Genomic DNA, 22,308 nt, shown 5'->3' on the forward strand with positions numbered 1-22,308 from the left:
CCCATGGCAGAACAGCCGACCCTGGCCAGCCAGCTGCTGTCCGGCAACCGCCGCGCCCTGGCCCGCGCCATCACCCTGGTGGAGACCGGCGGCCCCGCCGCGCGCGAGCTGATGGGGGCCATCTACCCCAGCACGGGCCGCGCCCACATCCTGGGCGTCACCGGCTCGCCCGGTGCGGGCAAATCCACCCTGGTCAACGCCCTAGCCCAGCACTGGCGGCGCGCGGGCAAGACTGTGGGCATCGTGGCTGTCGACCCGACCTCGCCCTTCACCGGCGGGGCCATCCTGGGCGACCGTATCCGCATGCAGCCCCTGGGCGGCGACGCGGGCGTGTTCGTGCGCAGCATGGCCAGCCGAGGACGGCTGGGCGGCATCGCCCGCGCCACCGACGACAGCCTAGCCCTGCTCGACGCCGCAGGCTTCGACATGGTGATCGTGGAGACTGTGGGCGCGGGCCAGAGCGAGATCGAGGTGCACGGCGTGGCCCACACCACCATCGTGGTGGAGACGCCGGGCGCGGGCGACGATGTGCAGAGCATCAAGGCTGGCATCCTGGAGATCGCCGACCTCTACGTGGTGAACAAGGCCGACCGCGAGGGCGCCGAGGTGGTGATGCGCCAGCTGCGCGCCATGCTGAACCTAGGCGAGCGCAAGCCCGGGGCATGGCAGCCGCCCGTGCTGCCCGCCGTGGCCCAGCAGGGCCAGGGCATCGCCGAGATCGCCGCCGCCGTCGAGCGCCACCGCGCCCACCTGAGCCAGGACGGGCACATGGCCGCGCTCAACCAGCGCCGCGCCGACCGCGCCCTAGCCCACAGCGTGCAGGAGCTGGCCCTGGCCCGCGCCACCGCCGACCGCGCCCGCTGGGACGCGCTGCTGGCCCAGATCGCCGACCGCAGCGCCGACCCCTACACCGCCGCGCTGGCGCTGCTAGATGAGCGCTAGACCCATGCCGGGGCGGGCCGCATCCCGCCCCACATGCCCCCTTCCCAAAAAAGAATCAAACTATAACAGAACTCTTATCATTTCTTCCCCCATCTGGTAATTCGCAAAGTATAATATTCTCCTACAACAGAACAGGACCGATAGGGTATGGCCCGCCATACCGCCGCGTGCTATAACAAAGTCCAACGAGCGCTGCCTCACGCGCCAGCGCCACAACAGTGACACCACCCATGTCCGGAGGTTTTTCTGTGGACGACCTGATCGAAGACCTACTCCACCACCCCAAGGTTCTTGAGACCCGCCAGCACATGCACCACAGCATCCCCAAGCACGATCACCTGCTGCGCTCGGTAAAATTCTCCTACCGCCTCTCGCGCTGGATGAAGGCCGACACCCGCGTCTGTGTCCGCGCCGCGCTCATCCACGACATCGACTCGCGCGAGGGCACGCTCACCAGCCACGGCGGCGTGGCGGCGCGCTGGGCGGCGGCGCAGGGCGAGTGCGACGAAGTGTGCGAGGCGATCGTCAGCCACATGTACCCGTTCGGCCCGGCCCCCACCTCGCGCGAGGCCTGGGTGCTGGTGCTGGCCGACAAGGCCGCATCGCTGGGCGACATGAAGCAGTTCGTGGCGGGGCTGATCAGCGGCAAGAGCATACGGGTGCGGCGCGAGCTGATGGAGAGCGACCCCTACTACAGCGCCAAGCCACGGCGGCGGATCTTCTCCCGCAAGGTCGCAGCCTAGCCAACATCGATCACTATAGCCACTGAAGGCATGAAAAAAGCCCAGCGTTTGCTCGCTGGGCTTTCCTTATGCGCTCAATACACTGGCAACAAGCGCGGCCTCGACCAGCCCCGCCCGCGCTACTGCGCCGCCAGCGGCGGCGGGGCGGCGGGCGGCACAGGCGGCTCGGGGGCAGCGCGGCTATGCGCCCGATCGATCGCCGCCTCGGGCGTGGCCCCGCCCAGCCGCGCGTAGGTGTACACAAACAGGTCGCGGGCGATCGCCGTCAGCGGGGCCGAGAGGATCACGCCCAGCAGGCCGAACACCTGCCCCATCGCGATCAGCACCACCGTGAGAATGGCCGGGTGCACGCCCACGCTATCGCCCACGATGCGCGGCACCAGGATGTTATTTTCCAGCTGCTGCACCACCACGTACACCACCAGGGCGGCCAGCGCGCCCTGCGGCCCCGCGCTGATCAGCGCCACCAGAATGCCCGGGATCGCGCCGATCACCGGCCCCAGCACCGGGATAAACTCGGTAATACCCGCCACAATCGCCAGCAGCAAAATATAGCTCACCTTGATGTGCAGCAGCTCCAGGATCAGCAGGCCGATGCCCACCGCAAGCCCAACGGCAAAGCAGAGGATGATCTGGCCACGTATGTAGTCGCTAAACACCTTGTCGATCATCGTCCAGACGTTCCAAAAATCTGCACGGATGCGGCGATGCAGCATGCGATCGACAAAATCCTGGCCCTTGCGCTGATCATTTAACACATAGAACAGCCAGATCGGAATGATCAGGAAGCCGACCAAGAAGGTGATCGTGCTGACGATTGTGCTGATCTGGGTAAACAAAAAGGTGGTGATCTGCTGGATGTTCGAGCCGATGGCGGTGCGCAGGCTCTGCAGCGAGCTAGCGATCGCCGGATCGATCTGGGCCTGCAGCTGGGGCGGCACGCGCTCGCGATACAGTGTGTTCAGCGAGCTGAGCCGCTGCTCCAGCTCGGAGATGGATGGCACGCTGTCGGCCAGCTGATCGATCTGCTGGACCACCGGCGGCACCACATAGGCGAAGCTGATCACCAGCATCACGATCATGGCCACATACACGGTGAGGATGGCCAGCCAGCGCGGCATCTTGCGGTCCAGCCGGTTCACAAAGGGCGTGAGGATATAGGCCAGCACCAGCCCCATGATAAAGGGCGTCAGCGCCGCGAACGACTGCCAGAGCAGCCAGCCGATGCCATACAGCACCAGCGCCACTAGCAGCCACTGGGCCAGCCGCCCAGCCGAGGGCAGGCTGGGAGCGGCGAGCGGGGCTGGCTGGACCAGCTCGGGCGGCGCGGCGGGCAGAAAAGGCGGGGTTGGCTCCCCGCCCTGCGGTGGGTCAAGAGAGGGCGGTTGACTCATCGCCACAGGCAGTTCCTTTACATTCAAAAGCGGGCAGGCCGCGCCGATCTAGAGCGTGCCCTTCGTGCTCGGCACCGCCCCATCGAGGCGCGGGTCGATGCGCGTGGCCGCATCCAGGGCGCGCCCAAATGCCTTAAACAGGCCCTCCACCTTATGGTGGTCGTTGCGTCCATACTCGACACGGGCGTGCAGGTTCATGCGCGCGTTAAACGCGATGCTCTCGAACAGGTGAAAGATCAGATCGGTGCCCAGCTGGCCGATGCGCGGCGTATCAAACGCGGCGTTAAACACGCAGTAGGGTCGCCCGCCCAGATCGACCGCCACTAGGGCCAGCGCCTCATCCATGGGCACATAGCTGTGGGCGGTGCGCACGATCCCGCGCCGCTCGCCCAGCGCCTGGTCGAGCGCCTTGCCCAGGCAGATGCACACATCCTCGGCGGTGTGGTGCTCGTCGATATGCAGGTCGCCATCGGCCCTCACCGCCAGGTCGAACAGGCCGTGCTTGGCAAACAGCGTCAGCATATGGTCAAGAAAGCCCACGCCCGTCGCAACATCCGCATGGCCCGTGCCATCGATCGAAAAGGTCAGCGTGATCGCCGTCTCGCCCGTCGTGCGGGTGATCGTCCCAGTGCGTGTCATGGTTCCCAAGCTCTCCATTCAATCGCCTACTTTGGGCCAGCGCCCAGCAGGCGCAGCGCCTCAAGAATCTGCGGGTCGTCCTCTTCGCTATAGCGCTTCCAGTCCACATCCACCAGCGAGTCTGGCTGCACGCCGCGGCCCTCCAGGTTCGCACCGCTGCGCAGCTTGAAGTTCTCCTGGGCCAGCCACAGCCGCGAGCCGTCGCGCAGCGAGTAGACATAGATCGACTCGGTGTTGCCCGCCGAGGGCACGCCCACCACCTTGGCCCCGCCCTCCTGAAGCACCGCCGCCAGCACCTCGGCGTAGGACTGCGTGTCGCCATCGATCAGGATGATCAGCGGGATGCGGCGCACATCCGGCCCCGCCGAGGATGTGACGTTCAGCGTGCGCGACGAGCGCTGGTCGTAGAACGTGCCGACCGGGCCGCGCACAAAGTGCCCCAGGATGCCCGCCAGCACATGCTCCCAGCCGCCGCCATTGCCGCGCAGATCCACGATCATGCCGCTCATGGGCCCAGCCGCCACCAGCTCGGTGATCGCGCCGCTCACCTGCGCATCCATATCCTCCACCCACAGCGTCGGGATGCTCAGATAGCCGATGTCGCCGTGCATACGCTTGTAGGTCGGCACAACCCGCCCCTGCACCTCCTGGCGCACCACCACCACATCGTAGGGCTTCTCGCCTGGCCGCTGGATGTTCAGGCGCACCGTCGTGCCCGCCAGCCCCTGCAGGTCGCCGTCGTCCTGGGTGTAGGGGTGACCATCTACCGCGATGATCCGGTCGCGCGGGCGGATGTCGGCCAGCGCCGCCGGGCTATCGGGGAACACCGTGCTGATATAGCCGCTGTCACGCTCGTAGGATGCGATGATGCCGATGCCCACCGTGGTCTCCACGCCCGTGTTGGATGTGTCCTGGCTCTGTGCGGCGGCGGGCGGCAGAAAGCGCGAGTGGTGGTCATCCAGCAGCGCGATCATCTCGGAGAGATCGGCGTAGAAGTCATCGTTCGACTGGGCCTGCTCGATCCTGGGCAGGTACTCGTCGTAGATATTGGCCCAGTTCAGCCCGTTGAAATCGGGGTAGAGGTACTTCTCATCCACCAGCTCCCAGACCTTATCGTAGACCTGGCGACGCAGCGTGGCGCTCAGCGGCGTCGGCTGCACGCTGGTGGGCGGGGCCGCGCTGGCGGGCAGCGGCGTCGGCTCGGGGGTGATGGTGGGCAGCGGCGTGGGCGTGGGGAAGCGGGTGGGGGTGGCCAGCGCCGTCTCGCTCAGCGCAGGCTGGGCCAGCATGGGCTGCGGCTCGTGGGCCAGCTGGGGCGCGCAGCCCGCCAGCGCCCCAGCGACCAGGCCAAGGCGCACCGAGCGCCTGAGCATCACAAGATGTCGACGGTAGCGCACCCTCTACTGCTCCAGGCTAAATGCGGCGGCCAGCACCTCGCCCGCCGCCCGCGCCCCGACGCTCGAACCCTCGCCGCCATTCTCGATCATCACCGCCACCGCGTAGCGCGGGTTGTCCACCGGCGCGATGGCGATAAACCACGCGTGCGGGGTTGCGCCGGGCACATTCTCGGCGGTGCCCGACTTGCCGCCCACCAGCGCCACCGATGGGTCGACCTGCTGCGCCGCCTTGCCAAAGCCGTACTCGACGCCAGCCCGCATGTTCACCCGCATCTTGGCCGCCGTCTCCGAGGACATCACGCGGCGGATGGCGCTGGGGCCGTGGGTGTAGATCGTCGCGCCGTCGGGCCGCGTGATATGGTCAACCAGATAGGGGCGCATCATCACGCCATCGTTCGCGACCGAGGCCGCCACCATCGCCATCTGCAGCGGCGTCACCAGCAGCTGGCCCTGGCCGTAGCCGGTGTCGGCCACCGCCGCCTTGGTGTTCAGAAAGCCCGGGTCGACGTAGATCTGGCTGGCCCGCGTGGGCAGGTCGGTAAAGCCGCTGTAGCTGTCGGGCGTATCCTGCGGGCGGTAGATATCGAAGCGCTCGGCGATCTCCACCTCTTTCTCCTGTCCCAGCCGCATGGCATATTCTGCAAACGCGGTGTTGCACGAGAAGGCGTAGACATGCTCCAGATTCGATGGGTTGCCGGTGCGCGTAAACAGGTCGTTGACCGCATTCACCACCGGCGGCGCGCCCTCGTCGGTGTAGCGCTCGTTCGGGCAGTCGATCTCATCCGGGCGGCCAAGCTGCGGGTTCTCCAGCGCGCCGATGGCCGTCACGGTCTTATAGGTCGATCCCGGCGGGTAGCGGCCCTGCACCGGACGGTTGATCAGCGGCTGGCCCGAGGCATCGCTGGTGATCTCATTCCAGTAGGCCCCCACCCGGCTATTATCGGCGGCGCTATCCTCGGCGTCGTTGTTGGTGGCCAGCCCGCGCGGGTCAAAGTTCGGGCCGCTGGCCATGGCCAGCACCGCGCCCGTCTTGGGGTTCAGCACCACGATCGACCCGGTGCGGCCCGCCAAGATCTGGCCCGCCGCCGCCTGCAGCGGCGCGCTGAGCGTCAGATGCAGGTCGCTGCCCACACGCGGGTTGCCCAGCATCCAATCCTGCCAGCGGCTCCAGGCGTCGTGCTCGCCGCTGAGGTAGTCGCTATAGGTCAGCTCTAGCCCACTCTGGCCGAAGCGGCTGCTGAAATAGCCCAGCACATTGCCAAAGGAGGTGGGGTCGAACTCCTGCTCGATCGGGTAGGTGCGCGTGGCGAAGCCGTTGGTCACCCGGCTGCTGGCCAGCACCCGCCCGGTGCTATCCACGATCTTGCCGCGCTGCACGCGCTCGGCATCAATAATCGGGCGCACATTGCTGGTCGACTGGCCAGTCTGGTCATCGGTATAGATGAAGTTGTAGATCTCATGCGAGCGGACAAACTGCTGCCGCAGCAGCTCGAAGCTGAGCAGCGAGAAGCCCACCGCCACCACAATCGCCAGGTTCTGGATGCTGCGCGCGACACCGTGCGGCGCCTTCGGCAGCGAGAAGCGAATTGTCAGCAGCAGCAGGGGCGCGGCCAGCCACAGCGACAGGATCCAGCGCGAGTCCTGCTCCACCGGCTGGAGCATGCCGTAGATCAGCAGCAGGGCCGCGCCGATCATGGATGCGATGCTCACCGCCTGGCGTACGGTCACCGTCTGCCGACGCGAGGAGAGATCGACCGTGCCGCCGCGCTTGCGGGCAAATGCTGCTTTTGGATGTCGAACAGAGCGTTTCATGTATCTTTCAACCTTAAGCTATGGCTCAGGCGCTCGGCAGCGCTGGGGTGCTGTGTACAACGACCACTAGCGATCGCCCCTGCGCGAGGCGACCACATCTGGCAGCACATCCTACCACAACTTATTGGCGGGGCATACCAACGAGCAAGGGGCCGCGCCGGGCAGCGCCCAGCATGTGCGAGCCTGGCGGTGGAAACAGGCGGCAGCCCGAAGGCGCGCTACGGCTCAAGCGGCGCGGTGGCACGCACCGTCACGCCGCTGCCCTCGGTCTCGAACACATCGAGCCGTCCGCCCAGCTCGGCAAAGCGATACTGCATGGCGCGCAGCGCATGCAGCCGTGGGCGCTCAAAGCTGCCATCAAGCAGACCGATCCCATTATCCTGGATCAGCAGCGCGATCGAGAGCGGATCGTAGCGGAGGGTCACATCGACTTTGGTGGCGTGCGCGTGCTGGTGGATGTTCAGCAGCGACTCCTGCAGCAGGCGCTGCAGCACAACCTGGTGAGGGTAGCGGAGCGCGTGAGGGCGGCCAAGCACCGTCACACGGGCGGTGGCACCGGTATAGTCGCTAAAGCGGGTGATGCAGATCTGCATCCAGCGCTGAAAATCCATATCGAGCTGGGGCATGGGCGCGTAGAGCATCCGCCGCAGATCCTCGACATGCGGCTCGGCGGCGGTGCGGATGGCGGGGCCAGCGCCGCCCTGCGGATGGCCGCCCAGCGCCAGGCTACGGTCGGCGGTACGGGCCGGCCCACCGCCCCGCCGGATACCGCCGATATCGCCGCGCTCGCCGCCGCTCGGCTCGTCGAAGTAGGAGCGCGGGGCGCGGCGCGGCGCGGCGCGGCGCGCGCTGCGGTGGCGCAGATACTCGACCGCCACGGGAAAGCACAGGCCAAAGCACGGGGCCAGCAGCAGCATGGCCAGCAGCTCCACATTGCGCTCTTGGGCGACCAGCAGCGTGGGCTGCTGGCCATTGCGCAGGTAGAGCGCCAGCGTGAGCGAGACGGTGAGCAGCCCGGCCATAAACCCGCCGCGCCAGCCAAACAGCAGCGCAGGCAGCACCACGCCGCTCAAGGCATAGAAGCTGAGCGGCCCGGCCCAGCCGCCGGTCACCATCAGCATGGCCACACAGTAGACAATATCGAGGCTGAGGATCGCGGGGTAGCGCTGGGAAACCTGGGCGTACTGGCGCGAGAGCACGGCGGCGAGCAGATTCAGCAGCGCGGCGGCCATCAGCGGCAGGATGTACTGCTGGGTGACCCCTTGCCAGACAACCGCAGCCCCGGCCAGCAGCCAGGTGAGCCATCGGTAGGAGAGAAAGACAGAGGTATCAGCAAGCGCAGGCTGATGTGGGCATTGGTTGCTCACCTGTCACCTCGTGGGTAGGTTTCATAGGCATGCCCCTCGATCGCAGAGCGCAGCGCAAGACAGTGGCAAGGGAAGGGCGGCATGGCGCATACGGTGCATCGCATATGATGCAGAAATGCGTATGGAATGCTATTTTGCAGGTATAGTGTAGCAGAAAGCGTTTCGTGCAGCAAGGATCAGCAGGGCCAAAAATGTGCACAATCGCCAGATTTAAACGGGGATGTCGTAGAGAAAATACAAAGACGCCGCCTTGGGTTATCCAAGGCGGCGTCTCGGCTGGCTGGGGAACAGGGACTCGAACCCCAACTACTGGAGCCAGAATCCAGCGTTCTACCGTTAAACTATTCCCCAATACACCACAAGCCAAAGCTTGTTGGTGCCGAAGGTGGGATTTGAACCCACACGAGGTCACCCTCACTACGCCCTGAACGTAGCGCGTCTGCCAGTTCCGCCACTTCGGCAAATTGTCAATGTGCCCGCGCCCCGCGCGGTGGGTATTTCGCGTAGCGGTAACAAGCGTTGCCGCTACGCAGTTGGCTGGGGAACAGGGACTCGAACCCCAACTACTGGAGCCAGAATCCAGCGTTCTACCGTTAAACTATTCCCCAATACCTACAAGCCATAGCCAAAGGACTTGTTGGTGCCGAAAGTGGGATTTGAACCCACACGAGGTCACCCTCACTACGCCCTGAACGTAGCGCGTCTGCCAGTTCCGCCACTTCGGCAAGTGGTTCACGAGCTTTCTGATGCCTTCTGCGCTGTTTCGCTTCGGCGTTTCTACTCGCTCGCGACGGGGTGCATATTAGCACGGGTCTCAGTATTTGTCAAATGCCGACAAGGCGGCGCAGCTGCTGGTTGCGGCCAAGCCGCTCAAGCAGGTTGCGCTTGAGGTTGTAGACCACGCTGACGGTGGCAAATAGGTCGCTGTGACGAGAGAAAATGTCGCCGGGCTTCATGCCAAGCACGAAGGACTCGTAGAGGATGATGCGCTCGGAGGGGTCGTTCAGCAGGGTGGTGATGCACGACCAGATCTCCTCGCGGTGCGCGCGGTCGAGCACCATCTCGTCAGGCGAGGCCTGATCATCCTGGGCGGTGGCCAGCGCCTCCTCGGGCAGCACCTCGGCCCACGACTGGGCGCGCACACTGTCGATCACCACGCAGTTGGTGCAGAGCTGCAGGTAGTGCAGCAGGGCCGCTAGGCTAGGGAACGACTCGAAGGATTTCGAGCGCATAGCCTTCCAGAACTTGGTGAAGGCCGACACCACAAAAAACTCGCTGCTCTCGCCTGTCTGCGAGAACGCGCCGCAGCGGCGAACCCAGCTCTCGACCAGTGGCGAGTAGTGCTGGTACATATACTCCCAGGCGATCTCGCACTCGTCGACCAGGGCGCGGCGGAACAGCTCGTAGGCGTAGGATGTGTCGTTGACCTGGCCGCGGTAGAAGCGCTCGCTCTCGGCGGCGCAGCGCTGGATGAGGATTGACAGATCCATCTGCGCCAGAAGGGGGGTCTCGCTCGCGAACATCGGCTCGGCGGTGTGGCGGGAAACAGTGGTGGTCTGGTGCATATACATCTGCGCTATCTCCTCTGCACCCGCGGCTGGCGGGGATCAGTACTAGTCAGAACTATTTCGTAGCTCTACTCTACCCGACCGATGAAGGATACGCAGTTAAATACTTTACAGGGGAGCTGTTAACTTAAAAACAGATGAGGAACACCCGGTTAATTACTGGCAGCGCTGGGCGAGGGCATCCTGGTTGAGCACCGTGATGCGAGAATCTTGGTCGACCGCCACGTAGCCCTGCTGGCGGTAGAAGGCCAGCACCTGGTTGACCCGCACGCGCGATGCGCCGACCATGCCGGCCAGATCGGTCTGGCTGAGCCGCAGGGGGATGAGCACACCCAGCTGCTGGGGCTGGCCGTACTCGTTGGCGAAGGCCAGCAGCTGGCGCGCGACCCTCCCAAATACATCTAACGTCGCCAGGGCCTGAATTTGGGCATTGGCCAGGCGCAGCCGCCGCGAGAAGATGCGCACGAGATTAGAGTTCATCTCGGGGATGCGCTGGATACTTTGCTCGAAGCTGCGGCCATCCATCCACAGCACCTGCGAGTCTTCGAGGGTCTCGACGGTGGCCGAGCGCCCGATGTTCTCGAGCACGCTCATCTCGCCCACCAGCTCGCCTGGCCCGAGGATGGCCAGGATCACGCTGCTGCCATCAACCTGCTCGGCGTGGATCTTGACCGTGCCTGAGAGGATGATGTAGACCACCTCGCCGGGCTGCTCGGCGGTGGCGATATCGGTGCCCGCCGACACCTGGCGGCGGCGGAGAATGGTGTTGAGGTGTTGAAGCTGCTCAAGCCCAAGGTTATGAAAAAGTGGTAGCTTTCCTAACGTTTGTGGATCGGAGACAGCTGGCATTACCAAACCTCATCAACAGCTTGCGTCAGACAACGACGCAATCATCTTCCGCACATTTGCCGATGCCGGTATGGTATCATATATTTCACGATGTTTATACCAGAGAATTGCGCTTTCAGCCCCGCTTATTGCGGCGCAGTTCGCCTTCTGCCCCGCCAAAGGGCCGCTGCTAGCCAGCCCAGCAGGTTGGCCAGCACATCGCCCACGGTATCCTCGACGCTCCACTGCATATTGATCGCGCTCACATCGCCGCGCTTGGCCAGCTCGTAGCGGTGGGTCCGGTACTCGGCCAGCTCCCACAGGGCCGTGACCACCGCCAGCCCGGCCAGGGCGGTCAGCGCACGATGCCGAGCGGCCCAGCCCGCCACACCCGCCGCCACCGCGCTAGGCGCGAGGTGCCGATCAAGCGCGCTGGCCGCATCCATGGCGGTGGCGCTGAGCGCAAAACCGGCGGCGGCGTGGGGCAGCGCATCGAAGCCAAGCCCCGCCAGCCGCATCTCGCCCCACGCGCCCTTGTAGATGTTGAACTGCGGGTGCGAGAGCATGTAGCCCGCCGCCAGCGGCGCGGCGTAGGCGGCGTAGGCAGGCCGCTCACAGGCGATTTCGCGGGCGGTGGCGGCCAAGGCAGATGGCAGGCCACCCTGGCCCTGGGAGGCGCTGGGAAGGGCACGGCGCAGCAGATCGGGCAGCAGCAGGGCGGCGGCGTTCAGCGCCAGGTGGGGGAGCCAGGTGGTGCGCATACGGTAGTGGCGGCGGTTGGCCTCGGCGGTGGCGGCGACCCCGGCCAGCAGCGCGTAGCGGGCAAGATCGGGCAGGTTCATGGCGGGCCTTTCTGCTATCGGGTGTTCTGCCCCTGCCGATGCAACCCGCGTGCCGCTGGCACCACATGTGCTTGTTGGCCAGCATGAGCACATTTTCACTGATCACATTCAACTGCTTTGGCGTGCCCGGCCCGGTGACCCACCTGCGGCTGCGCGCGCTGGCGCAGCAGCTCGATGCGGTAGGGCCCGACGTGGTCTGCCTGCAGGAGGTGCAGGTCTGGCCATACCACCGGCTGCTGCGGGCCGCGTGCGCCCCGCACTTCCCGCACAGCGCATCCGCGCCGCACATCCACGCCCCGCGCGGCGGGCTGCTCAGCCTCGCCCAGCAGCCGATCGGCGGCCACAGCTTTATACCCTACCGCGACCGTGGCCTGTGGTACAGCCCGGCGCTGGCCGATGTGGCGCTTTCCAAAGGCATACTGCGCACCGAGCACTGGTGCGGCGCGCAGCGCGTGGTGGTGCTGAACACCCACCTGAGCGCCAACTACCGCGGCGACTGGCAGAGCGAAAACCCCTACCTGCAGACCGAGCGCCGCCAGCTGGAACAGCTGGCCGAGGTGATGCGGCACCAGCCCGAGGATGCCCTGGTGGTGGCCTGCGGCGATTTCAACGTGCCGCGCGGCACGGCCCTGTACGACGAGTTTGTGCAGGCCAGCGGCGCGCTCGACCCGCTGGCCCACGACCAGCGGCCAAGCTACCGCCCGCTGCCGGGCATCCCCGCGCGGTTTGCGCTGCCGATCGACTACACCTTTGTGCGCGCGCCCGCGCTGCCGGGGCTGGCGGTGCAGAGCGACCTGTGCTTTGGCGAGCGAGTGCAGCTGGGACGAGGTATGGGCTTCCTGTCGGATCACATCGGGGTGCGGCTGGATGTGCGCTGGGGCTAGGGCGCAAGCAGGCTTATGGCGTCGGGGCGCAGCTGGAGCGTGATCGGCTGGCCTGATGCGGGCAGGTCGGCTGCATCCAGCTCGAAGGTGAGCACGGGGCCAGCGGCTGGCTGCACCTGGATGCGCGAGCTACCGCCGCGAAACAGCCGATCGATCACCGTGCAGGCCAGCAGATTCGGCCCGGCGCTGCTGGGGTGGGCCAGCTGGGCAGCCTCGGGGCGGATGACAATAGACGTTAGGGTTTCGGCGGCTGAACCTTTTGCATACAACACCCCAAGCGCAGTGTCGACCCGCACCAGATCAGCCTCCTGCCCGCCCACCGTGGCCGCAAGCACATTCGAGAAGCCGAGAAAGCGCGCCACAAACAGCGTGCGCGGCTGGCGGTAGACCTGCTCGGGCGTGCCAACCTGCTCGATCTGGCCGGCGTTCATCAGCACGACCCGATCGGCGATCGCAAAGGCCTCGGCCTGATCGTGTGTGACATACAGGCTGGTCTGGCCAAGCCGCCGCAGGATACCCGCCAGATCGTCGAGCAGGCGCTCTCGCAATGCGCGGTCGAGCGCCCCCAGCGGCTCGTCGAGCATCAGCAGGCGCGGGGCGGGCGCAAGGCTGCGGGCCAGGGCCACGCGCTGCCGCTCGCCGCCCGAGAGCGCATCCACCCGGCGCGGGCCGTAGCCAGCCAGCCCCACCAGATCCAGCAGCTCGGCCACGCGGCGCTGGGTCTCATCCCTGGCGGCGCGGCGCATCTGCAGGCCAAAAGCCACATTCTCGGCCACCGTGCGGTGCGGAAACAGCGCGTAGTCTTGAAACATCAGGCCGAAGCCGCGCTGGTGCGTGGGGGTGGCATCCACCGCCTGGCCAGCAAAGCGGATAGCGCCAGCATCCTGCTGCTCTAGCCCGGCCACGAGCCGCAGCAGGGTCGATTTTCCGCAGCCCGATGGGCCAAGCAGGCAGACCACATGTCCCTGCTCGGCGGTTAGGCTCACGCCTCGTAGCGCGGCGATCTGACCGTAGTGTTTAAAAAGCTGATCGATGTCTAGCATGCAGCCACAGCCGTAAGGCAGCAAACGCGCACAAAGTGCTATAATTCGGCGCGCTTTTCTTGAACAACGCGCCTTTCGCGCCATTCCTTGTTATAATGCAACCCATCGGATACCACGTCAGGCGAAGCATGGAACTGATTGTAACACACAGCAACACCGACTTCGACGGCCTCGCGGCGCAGCTGGCGGCCCAGAAGCTCTACCCACGCGCGATCGCGGTGCTCAACCACCGCCTGCGCGACAACGTGGCCGAGTTCGAGTCGCTGCACCACCAGCACCTCCCCTTCGTGCGCGAAGAGGATCTGCCCGAGCGCCCGGTCAGCCGACTGATCGTGGTAGACACGCCCAGCGCGCCATCGCTGCCCGGCCTGGACGATGAGCAGATCCCCACGCTGATCATCGACCACCACCCGCGCAGCCAGCCGCCGCGCCCCCACGAGGAGCTGATCCACGCCGAGCTGGGCGCGACCACATCGCTGCTGGTGGCCCGCCTGATCGAGCGCGGCTGCGGGCTGAGCGCCACCGAGGCCACCCTGATGCTGCTGGGCATCTACGAGGACACCGGCCACCTTTCCTACCCCACCACCCGCCAAGAGGATGTGGCCGCCGCCGCATGGCTGCTGGGCCAGGGTGCGCAGATCGAGGCCGTCGGCGAGTTCCTGCACCGCCCACTCACCGCCGAGCAGGAGCGGATCTTCCGCCAGATCGAGTCGCGCATGCAGATCCTGACGATCGACGGCTGGAGCATCCTGCTGGCCTCGGCGGCCATCCAGGGCGACGCTCCCCAGCTGGCGGTGCTGGCCGAGAAGCTGGCCGACCTCTACGCGCCATCGGTGATCGGCCTAGCGATCAGCACCAACCACCACGGCACGCAGATCATCCTGCGCGCCGCCACCGATGCGATCGACGCCGGGGCGATCGCGCGGGGCTTCGGCGGCGGCGGGCACGCGGCGGCGGCGGCGGCGTTTGTGCGCGGGCAGGGCTGCGAGTCGGTGCAGGCCGACCTTGAGCGGGCCATCCGGCGCATGCTGCGGCCCAGCACCGCTGCCGAGCAGCTGATGTCGCGCGTGGTGCGCTGCCTGCCCACCACCGCCACCATGGCCGAGGCCAGCGCCGCGCTGGAGCGCAGCGGGCATAGCGCGCTGCCGCTGGTGGATGCCCAGCAGGCCCCGCGCGGCATCCTGACGCGCCAAGATGCCGACACGGCCATGCGCCACGGCCTGGGCGGCGCGGCGGTCAGCGCGTTTATGTGGCCATGCCCGCCGACCGTGGCCCCGCACACCATGATTGGCGAGGTGCGACGACTGCTGGCCGACCGCCAGGGCAGCCCCCATGGCAAGCTGCTGGTGACCGACATGGGCGGGCGGCTGATGGGCATCATCACGCGGGCCGATCTGCCGGTGGATGATGCCGATACATACCACCCCAACGATGCGGAGGAGCTAGAGCACTTTTTGGCCCCACGGCTGCTGGAGCTACTGCGCACCGCCGCCGAGCAGGCCGAGCAGCAGGGCTGCTGGCTCTACCTGGTGGGCGGCACCGTACGCGACATGCTGCTGGGGCGGGCGCAGGGCGACCTCGACCTGCTGGTTGAGGGCAACGCCATCCGCCTGGCCGAGGCGCTGGCCAACCGGCTGGGTGGCCAGGCGACCAGCTACCGCCAGTTCGGCACGGCCACGCTGGCGCTGGATGACCCGCAGATCGACACGCGCTCGCTCGACTTTGTGACCGCCCGCAGCGAGTTCTACGCCGCACCGGGCGCGCTGCCGCAGATCGAGCCTGCGGGGCTGCGCCACGACCTGCGGCGGCGCGATTTCACTATCAATACGCTGGCGATCTGCCTCAACGCCTCGCGCTACGGCTGGCGCTACGACCTGCACGGCGGCGAGCGCGATCTGGAAACCAAGCAGATCCGCGTGCTGCACAGCCTGAGCTTCATTGACGACCCGACCCGCATCCTGCGCGCCGCCCGCTTCGCCGCGCGGCTGGGCTTCACTATCGAGCCGCACACCCGCGCCCTGATCGGCGACGCGCTGGATCGCGGCCTGCTGGGCGTGATCTCGCCCCAGCGCCTCTTCAACGAGCTGAGCCTGGTGCTGCACGAGCCGCAGCCCCCGCTGGCCCTGGAGCTACTGGACGAGCTGGGCGCGCTGCAGGCCATCTACCCGACGCTAGGCTGGGGCGCGGCGCAGAGCCGCCAGGCCCAGGCCGCCCGCGCGGCGGCGCTGGGCGAGACGCCATACGCACTGGTGGTGCTGGGGCTGCTGATCTACCCGCTTGCAGATGCTGACCGCGCCGAGCTGCTCGCCCGCTACCAGCCGCCCGCGAACATCGTGCGGCTGGCCGAGGATGTGGGCGCGGTCCGGCGCGCTATGGGCCAGATCCATAATGCCGCCCTGGCCGACAGCGCACTGGATCGGCTGCTGAACGGGATTGGCGCAGCGGCCCTGCACACCGCCGCCTGCGCCGAGGGCGGCGCGGCTGCCGCCCAGATCCGCCGCTACATCCAGGCCCTACGGCCCACCCGCATCGCGCTGAACGGGCGCGATCTGCAGCAGCTGGGCTTCCCGCCTGGGCCGCGCATCGGCCAGATGCTCGCCGAGCTGCGCGCGGCCAAGCTCGATGGGCTGGTCTCCAGCCGCGCAGATGAGGAGGCGTGGGTGCTCCACACCTTTGCCAACCCAACGATATAGTTAGGTGCGCAGCGCCGCACGATGAAAAGTGAAAGCTCGATGATCTACGACACAACCGCCACCCTGAGCCCCTGGATCAGCAGCCCCCTCGCCCAGCGAGCCGCCGAGCAGCTCGACCACAGCGCCGACGTGATCGAGACCGCCATCCGCATCCAGCAGATCGCCGCGCCCACCTTCAGCGAGGGGGCGCGCGCCGAGGCCGTGCGCCAGCTGATGCTGGAGTATGGGCTGGCCGATGTGGATGTGGATGCGATCGGCAACGTATACGGGCGCGTGCCGGGCCGCGAGCCGCAGGGAGGCCTGCTGATCGCCGCGCATATGGACACAGTGTTCCCCGCAGCCACCGACCTAGCCATCCGCCGCGAGGGCCAGCGGATCTACGGCCCCGGACTGGGCGATAACAGCCTGGGCGTGGCCGCGCTGCTGCACCTAGGCAAGGCGCTGATCGCGCAGCAGATCGTGCCCGCCCACGACCTGTGGCTGGTAGCCGATGTGGGCGAGGAGGGCCTGGGCGACCTGCGCGGCATGCGCGCGGCGGTGGGGCGGCTGCGCGGCAGCATCCGTCGCGCGATCGCCCTGGAGGGCACCGGCCACGACCGGATCGTGCACGAGGCCATCGGGGTGCGGCGCTACCGGATCACGGCCAAGGCCCCTGGCGGCCACTCGTGGCAGAACTTCGGCGCGCCGAGCGCTATCCACAGCCTGGTGCGTCTGGCCGAGCGCCTCACCCACCTGGAGCTTCCCAAGGCCCACAGCAGCTACAACATCGGTGTGATCGAGGGCGGCACCAGCATCAACGCGATCGCCGAGCACGCCTCGCTGCTGCTCGACCTGCGCTCGGTCGAGTCCGACGCGCTTGGCCACCTCATCCGCCAGGCCGAGCGCATCGTGGCCACGGCCCAGGCCGCCGAGCCGCAGGTGACGATCAGCGCCGAGGTGGTGGGCGACCGCCCCGCAGGCCGGATCGGCCACGACCACCCGCTGGTGCGGCTGGCCCAGGCGGCCTACAAGGCCGTGGGCACCACCACCTCATCCGGCGTGGGCAGCACCGACGCCAATATCCCGCTGAGCATGGGCATCCCCGCCGTGTGCATCGGCGTGACCGATGGGGCCAACGCCCACCGGCTCGACGAGTATATCGAGACCACCAGGGTGGGCCAGGGTATGCGCGCCCTGCTCTGGCTGGCGCTGGCCGCAAGTTAGGCAAAACACAGCTTTCCTAACCACATGGGCGCACCGCTATGGTGCGCCCGCCCCATACGATCCCCGCTCGCACCCCCAACAATTAACCAAGGCTTGCCGCTGCGTTAACACAGATTTAATTATTCTCCCGTAGGCTATAGCCATACCAGCGTCCAGTGCTATAAGGAACAACCGTGGAACGTCGCCTACGCGGACTACTCCTGATCGCGATCTTCGGCAGCATGACGGCGTGCAGTGATCCGAATGCGGTCGCATCGTCAACCGATATTGCCACGATCCCGGCAGCCACCGCACCAGCGGCACCATCGGTGTCGGCGGCCACCATCCCCGCCGACGCGTCGCTGGTGGGCACGATCGTGATCGACGGGTCGAGCACGGTCTTCCCGATCACCGAGGCGATCACCAGCCAGTTTCAGCAGCAGGCCCCCAATGTGCATGTGCAGCTGGGCGTCAGCGGCAGCGGCGCGGGGTTCAAAAAGTTCTGCCTGGGCGAGCTGACCATCGCCGACGCATCGCGCCCGATCAGCAGCGAGGAGATCCAGCAGTGCGCGGCAAATACGATCGAGTTTATCGAGCTTCCGGTCGCCTTCGATGGCATCTCGGTGGTGGTCAACAATAGCAACACCTGGGTCGAGTGCGTCACCACCGACGAGCTGAAGCGCATGTGGGAGCCAGCCGCCGAGAAGACGATCACACGCTGGAAGCAGATCCGCCCTGGCTGGCCCGACGAAGAGCTGAAGCTCGAAGGCCCCGGCGTCGACTCGGGCACCTACGACTACTTCACCAGCGCCGTGGTGGGAACCGAGCACCTGAGCCGCAGCGACTACACCGGCAGCGAGGATGACTACCTGATCGTGCAGGATATCATCAGCAACCGCTATGCGCTGGGCTTCTTCGGCTACGCCTACTACCGCGAGTTTCAAGATCAGCTCAAGGTGCTGGCCATCGACGCCGGGCACGGCTGCGTAAAGCCCAACGAGCAGACGATCGCCGACGGCAGCTACCAGCCGCTCGCGCGCCCGCTGTTCATCTACGTACGAAAGGATGCGCTGGCGCGGCCCGAGGTCAGCACCTTTGTGGAAACCTACCTGGCCCACGCGAGCCAGGCCGTGGCCAATGTGAAATATGTGCCGCTGACGCCAAACGTGGCCGCGCTGGTACGCGCCCGCGCCCAACAGCAGAAGACAGGCTCGGTGTTTGGCGGCAAGCTCCAGATCGGCGTCTCCATTGAGCAGCTGCTCAACCTTGAGGAGAACAGATGAGCCTCCACGCCCGAGGCCACACATCATCGCACACACCCATGATCTTCTCCATACGCACCAAACTGCTCGCCGCCTTCGCGCTCGATCTGCTGCTGATGGTGAGCCTCGGTTTCTTCGGGCTGCACCAGATGAGCGAGATGAACGAGAAGGCCTCGTTTGTCGAGACCACCACCATCCCATCGCTCGACATCGCCGACAACATCAACTTCATCATCACCAAGTACCACGGCCTCCAGCTAGAATACATCATCAACAACAGCAGCGCCGACAAGACACGGATCGAGCAGGAGCTAAGCGACCTGGAGGGCCAGATGAGCCAGCAGTTCGCCAGCTACCAGCAGATCGAGGGCGCGCGCGGCGGCACGCCCTCGCTCGGCACGGCCAAGGCCGCCTGGGATGCCTTTGTGGAGGCCACCCACCAGCGCTTCCTGCCCTCGGCGCGGCAGAGCAACACCGGGTCGGTGCAGCCCGCCCTGAACCGGCTCAACCCGCTGTACCAGGCCGTGGTCAGCGCCGCGCAGCAGCTGGGCCAGGAAAACCAGCGCGAGGCCACCGAGGCCCTGGGCGATGTGCAGCAGGGCTACCAGACCTCGCGCATGGTGGTGCTGGCCGACACCATCGTGACCCTGGTGCTCTCGGCGGTGATCGGCCTGATGCTCTCAACCCGGATCGCCAGCCGCGTGCGGCGGATCACCACGGCCACCGTGGCGGTGGCGGCGGGCGACCTCGACCGCAGCGTCGAGGTGGCCACCCGCGACGAGCTGGGCGTGCTGGCCAAGAACTTCAACCAGATGGTGGACAGCCTGCGCAGCCAGCGGGCCGCGCTGGAGCAGCGCAACGCCGAGATCGCCGAGAGCCTGCGCCGCCAGCAGCAGCTGACCGAGGACCTGATCCGGGGCAAGCAGGCCGAGGAGGAGGCCACCCGCGCCCGCACCGCCGCCGAGGCCGCCAGCCAAGCCAAAAGCATGTTCCTGGCCACCATGAGCCACGAGCTGCGCACGCCGCTCACGGCCATCCTGGGCTACGCCCAGCTGCTGCACATGCGCGCCTCGATCAAGCAGCCCGACATGGTGCCCGAGCTGGATCGGCTACGCGGCGCGGGCAAGCACCTGCTCACCATCATTAGCAACATCCTCGACTTCTCGAAGATCGAGCAGGGCCGCATGGATCTGGACATTACCAGCTTCTCGGTCAGCCAGCTGGTGCAGGAGATCGTGGGGATCACCGAGCCGCTGGCGGGCGACCAGGGCAACCGCCTGATCGCGAGCCTGCCTGCCGAGGAGATCGCCATGTCGTCGGACAGCTCGAAGATCCGCCAGATTCTCTTCAACCTGACCAACAACGCCATAAAATTCACCAAGGATGGGACGATCCGCATCAGCATCGCGCGTGCGACCCAGAGCGCTCAGCCGTGCGTGGTGTTCACCGTGGAGGATACCGGGATAGGGATGAGCGCCGAGCAGATCGCCAAGCTCTTCCAGCCGTTCACGCAGGCCGATGCCTCGGTGACGCGCCGCTACGGCGGCACCGGCCTCGGCCTGGCGCTCAGCCGACAGCTAGCGCGGATGCTGGGCGGCGAGATCGCCGTGGCCAGCACGCCGGGGGTCGGCTCGGCCTTCACGCTCACCCTGCCGCTCACCATCGGCCCCGAGGGCGAGGCGCAGGCCGGTTCATCGCTGATGCTCGCGACCGCCTAGTAATCTTACGTCAACACAAGGGTAGCACTTATGAGCACAAAAACCGTCCTGGTTGCGGATGACAACCACGACAACCGCTATATCATCGGCCAGATGCTTGAGGTCAACGGGTTCAAGGTGATCTACGCCCGCAATGGCCGCGAGGCCATCGAGCAGGTGAGCGCCCAGCGGCCCTCGCTGGTGTTCATGGATCTTTCCATGCCCGAGGTGGATGGCTGGACTGCCACCCGCACGATCAAGGCCGAGCCAGCGATCGCCCACACGCCGATCATCGCTGTGACCGGCCACGTGACGCCCGCCGACATCCAGCACGCCAGCAGCGTGGGCTGCTCGGATGTGCTGACCAAGCCCTTCGAGTACGACGACCTGATCCGCAAGGTTCGCAAGCTGATCTAGGGCCTGTTCAGGGCAGCAGAAAGCGGCGGTCGCACGGTGCGACCGCCGCTTTCTGCTGCCCGAGGGTGGCTACTTCTTGCTGGATGTGATGATATCCACCCGCGCGCTCATGCCTGCGCGCATGCCCTCGATCGTGTCGACCGTCACGCGCACCAGGTAGGTGCGCAGCGTGCCCTGCACCGAGGCGGCGGGGGCGATATAGCTGACGGTGCCGGTGATCACCTGATCGGGCAGGGCATCTAGGCGCAGCTCGGCCTGCTGGCCCTCCTTCACCTTGCCGATATCCACATCGCTGATCTGCACATCCACGTGCATCGAGCTGGTGTCCACCACGCGCACCACCGGCCCGCCGCTGACCGTGCTGGAGTCGCCCGGGTCCACATTCACCACCGAGACCACGCCATCGAAGGGGGCGCGCAGCTCGGCGCGCGAGCGGCTGATCTTGGCTAGCTCCAGCGCCGCCGTGGCCTGGGCCACCGCGCCGCCCGCCTGGGCCTTCTGCGAGTTGTTGGGCGAGGGCTGCAGCTTGGCCTGGTTAGCCTTGGCCTGGGCCAGCGCTGCCTGGGCCGAGGCCAGATCGGCGACATCGGCGTCGGCGTTGACCTTGTCGGTGGCGGCCTGGGCCTGCACCACCTGCTGGTCGGCGGCCTGCACGCCCGTGACCTCGGACTGCCGCGCGGTCTCGGCGGCGGCCTGGGCCACGGCCACATTCTCCTCGGCCTGCTTCAGCGCGGCCTCGGCCTGCTGGAACTGGGCCGCGTAGTTCTGCCGCCCGCCCTCGGAGAGTTTGTTGGGCGACTTCTTGCCAGCGCTGGAGGTCACGTTTGGCGTGATCGGGTCATTCCCAGTCTCCTGCACGTAGTCCCAGTTGTACTTGGCCTGGGCATACCTAGCCTGGGCCGCCGTCAGCGCCTGCACCGCCTGCTCCAGCTGCGACTCCGCCTGAGTCTTGGCCAGCGACAGCTTGTCCTTGGTGGACTGCAGGTTGGCCTTGGCCGCCTCAAGCGCGGCCTGGGCCGACTGGCGATCCTGCGCCTTCGCGCCCTGCCTCACGCGGTTCAGCGCGGCCTCGGCCTGGGCCACGGCGGCGCGGGCGGCGGAGACATCGGCGGACTTGGGGGCCTCGGTCAGCGCGCTCTCCTGCGCCCTAGCGATGGTCAGCGCGGCCTCGGCCTGGGCCACCTGCTGATCAAAGGTGCTGGTATCGAGCACCACCAGCGTGTCGCCCTGCTTCACGCGGTCGCCCTCTTTCACCAGCACCTGGGCCACCGGCCCCTGCACCAGGAACACCAGATCGGCATCGCGGGCGGCTTTCACCTCGCCCACGCCGCTCACGCCAAAGTCAATGGTCATGCTGCCAGCCTGGGCGGTCGCGCTCTCCAGCGACAGCGGGGTGGGCGAGGGCGCGGCGGCAGCGCCTCCAGCGGTGGCCTGGGCCAGCGGCGCGGCGGTGGGCGCGTGCGATGTCTCGCCGCAGCCGCTCAGGCCGGTGGCCGCCCCAGCCAGCGCCAAAATAGCAACACCTGTAACAACTATCCGTTCCACGGGTCTATTTCTCCTTCGTGACATGCTGCAATATGCGGGAAGAGGCCGCCGCG

At 66.7% G+C, this 22,308-nt stretch carries 18 protein-coding genes and 4 tRNA genes; 8 read left to right on the top strand and 14 right to left on the bottom strand.

The window, feature by feature from the left end; translation table 11 throughout:
- The first annotated feature begins 3 nt into the window (after positions 1-3).
- Positions 4-942, top strand: a complete 939-nt coding sequence (meaB, locus tag F8S13_11800; protein KAB8142927.1) for a methylmalonyl Co-A mutase-associated GTPase MeaB — start codon at positions 4-6, stop codon at positions 940-942.
- Positions 943-1,172: 230 nt separating this feature from the next.
- A complete protein-coding gene (locus F8S13_11805) occupies positions 1,173-1,685 on the top strand; it encodes an HD domain-containing protein (protein ID KAB8142928.1) in 513 nt (170 codons plus the stop codon).
- A gap of 119 nt (positions 1,686-1,804) precedes the next feature.
- Here F8S13_11805 and F8S13_11810 read toward each other — a convergent pair whose 3' ends face one another.
- From F8S13_11810 to F8S13_11865, 12 genes are all read right to left on the bottom strand, one after another.
- Positions 1,805-3,079, bottom strand: a complete 1,275-nt coding sequence (locus tag F8S13_11810; protein KAB8142929.1) for an AI-2E family transporter — start codon at positions 3,077-3,079, stop codon at positions 1,805-1,807.
- 48 nt (positions 3,080-3,127) lie between these two features.
- Positions 3,128-3,736: an imidazoleglycerol-phosphate dehydratase HisB gene (gene hisB / locus F8S13_11815; protein ID KAB8142930.1), complete on the bottom strand. Its 609-nt coding sequence runs from the start codon at positions 3,734-3,736 to the stop codon at positions 3,128-3,130.
- A gap of 8 nt (positions 3,737-3,744) precedes the next feature.
- Positions 3,745-5,007 (bottom strand): PDZ domain-containing protein, encoded by a 1,263-nt coding sequence (locus F8S13_11820; GenBank protein KAB8143145.1) that lies wholly within the window; start codon positions 5,005-5,007, stop codon positions 3,745-3,747.
- A 111-nt stretch (positions 5,008-5,118) separates the two neighbouring features.
- Entirely contained in the window at positions 5,119-6,810 is a 1,692-nt protein-coding gene (locus tag F8S13_11825; protein ID KAB8143146.1) for a penicillin-binding protein 2, read from the bottom strand.
- Between the two features lie 335 nt (positions 6,811-7,145).
- Entirely contained in the window at positions 7,146-8,294 is a 1,149-nt protein-coding gene (locus F8S13_11830; GenBank protein KAB8142931.1) for a histidine kinase, read from the bottom strand.
- Positions 8,295-8,571: 277 nt separating this feature from the next.
- Positions 8,572-8,645: transfer RNA gene (locus F8S13_11835), tRNA-Gln, on the bottom strand.
- 23 nt (positions 8,646-8,668) lie between these two features.
- Positions 8,669-8,755, bottom strand: a tRNA-Leu gene (locus tag F8S13_11840).
- Positions 8,756-8,828: 73 nt separating this feature from the next.
- Positions 8,829-8,902, bottom strand: a tRNA-Gln gene (locus F8S13_11845).
- 30 nt (positions 8,903-8,932) lie between these two features.
- A tRNA-Leu gene (locus F8S13_11850) sits at positions 8,933-9,019 on the bottom strand.
- A gap of 99 nt (positions 9,020-9,118) precedes the next feature.
- Positions 9,119-9,865, bottom strand: coding sequence for a sigma-70 family RNA polymerase sigma factor (locus tag F8S13_11855; protein KAB8142932.1), 747 nt, complete (start codon positions 9,863-9,865; stop codon positions 9,119-9,121).
- Between the two features lie 153 nt (positions 9,866-10,018).
- Positions 10,019-10,711, bottom strand: coding sequence for a Crp/Fnr family transcriptional regulator (locus F8S13_11860; GenBank protein KAB8142933.1), 693 nt, complete (start codon positions 10,709-10,711; stop codon positions 10,019-10,021).
- Between the two features lie 125 nt (positions 10,712-10,836).
- Positions 10,837-11,532: a hypothetical protein gene (locus tag F8S13_11865; protein KAB8142934.1), complete on the bottom strand. Its 696-nt coding sequence runs from the start codon at positions 11,530-11,532 to the stop codon at positions 10,837-10,839.
- Between the two features lie 38 nt (positions 11,533-11,570).
- Here F8S13_11865 and F8S13_11870 point away from each other — a divergent pair, with 38 nt between their 5' ends.
- Complete coding sequence (locus F8S13_11870; protein ID KAB8142935.1) at positions 11,571-12,416, top strand: endonuclease/exonuclease/phosphatase family protein; 846 nt, start codon at positions 11,571-11,573, stop codon at positions 12,414-12,416.
- On the opposite strand, the gene F8S13_11875 is transcribed toward F8S13_11870, so the two are convergent.
- Positions 12,413-13,459 (bottom strand): ABC transporter ATP-binding protein, encoded by a 1,047-nt coding sequence (locus F8S13_11875; GenBank protein KAB8142936.1) that lies wholly within the window; start codon positions 13,457-13,459, stop codon positions 12,413-12,415. The two genes, F8S13_11870 and F8S13_11875, sit on opposite strands and share 4 nt — an antisense overlap.
- Before the next feature lie 128 nt (positions 13,460-13,587).
- Between F8S13_11875 and F8S13_11880 the strand changes: the two genes are divergently transcribed.
- From F8S13_11880 to F8S13_11900, 5 genes are all read left to right on the top strand, one after another.
- Positions 13,588-16,152: a CBS domain-containing protein gene (locus F8S13_11880; GenBank protein ID KAB8142937.1), complete on the top strand. Its 2,565-nt coding sequence runs from the start codon at positions 13,588-13,590 to the stop codon at positions 16,150-16,152.
- A gap of 21 nt (positions 16,153-16,173) precedes the next feature.
- Positions 16,174-17,355 carry a M20/M25/M40 family metallo-hydrolase gene (locus F8S13_11885; protein ID KAB8142938.1) on the top strand — a complete coding sequence of 394 codons (1,182 nt, stop codon included), beginning with the start codon at positions 16,174-16,176 and terminating at the stop codon, positions 17,353-17,355.
- 221 nt (positions 17,356-17,576) lie between these two features.
- Positions 17,577-18,617, top strand: a complete 1,041-nt coding sequence (locus tag F8S13_11890; GenBank protein KAB8143147.1) for a PstS family phosphate ABC transporter substrate-binding protein — start codon at positions 17,577-17,579, stop codon at positions 18,615-18,617.
- Between the two features lie 38 nt (positions 18,618-18,655).
- A complete protein-coding gene (locus F8S13_11895) occupies positions 18,656-20,314 on the top strand; it encodes a HAMP domain-containing protein (GenBank protein KAB8143148.1) in 1,659 nt (552 codons plus the stop codon).
- A 30-nt stretch (positions 20,315-20,344) separates the two neighbouring features.
- Positions 20,345-20,710, top strand: coding sequence for a response regulator (locus F8S13_11900; GenBank protein ID KAB8142939.1), 366 nt, complete (start codon positions 20,345-20,347; stop codon positions 20,708-20,710).
- A 69-nt stretch (positions 20,711-20,779) separates the two neighbouring features.
- Here F8S13_11900 and F8S13_11905 read toward each other — a convergent pair whose 3' ends face one another.
- Positions 20,780-22,279 (bottom strand): HlyD family efflux transporter periplasmic adaptor subunit, encoded by a 1,500-nt coding sequence (locus F8S13_11905; protein ID KAB8142940.1) that lies wholly within the window; start codon positions 22,277-22,279, stop codon positions 20,780-20,782.
- Between the last annotated feature and the right edge of the window lie 29 nt (positions 22,280-22,308).

Source organism: Chloroflexia bacterium SDU3-3, from assembly GCA_009268125.1.
Lineage (GTDB): Bacteria > Chloroflexota > Chloroflexia > Chloroflexales > Roseiflexaceae > SDU3-3.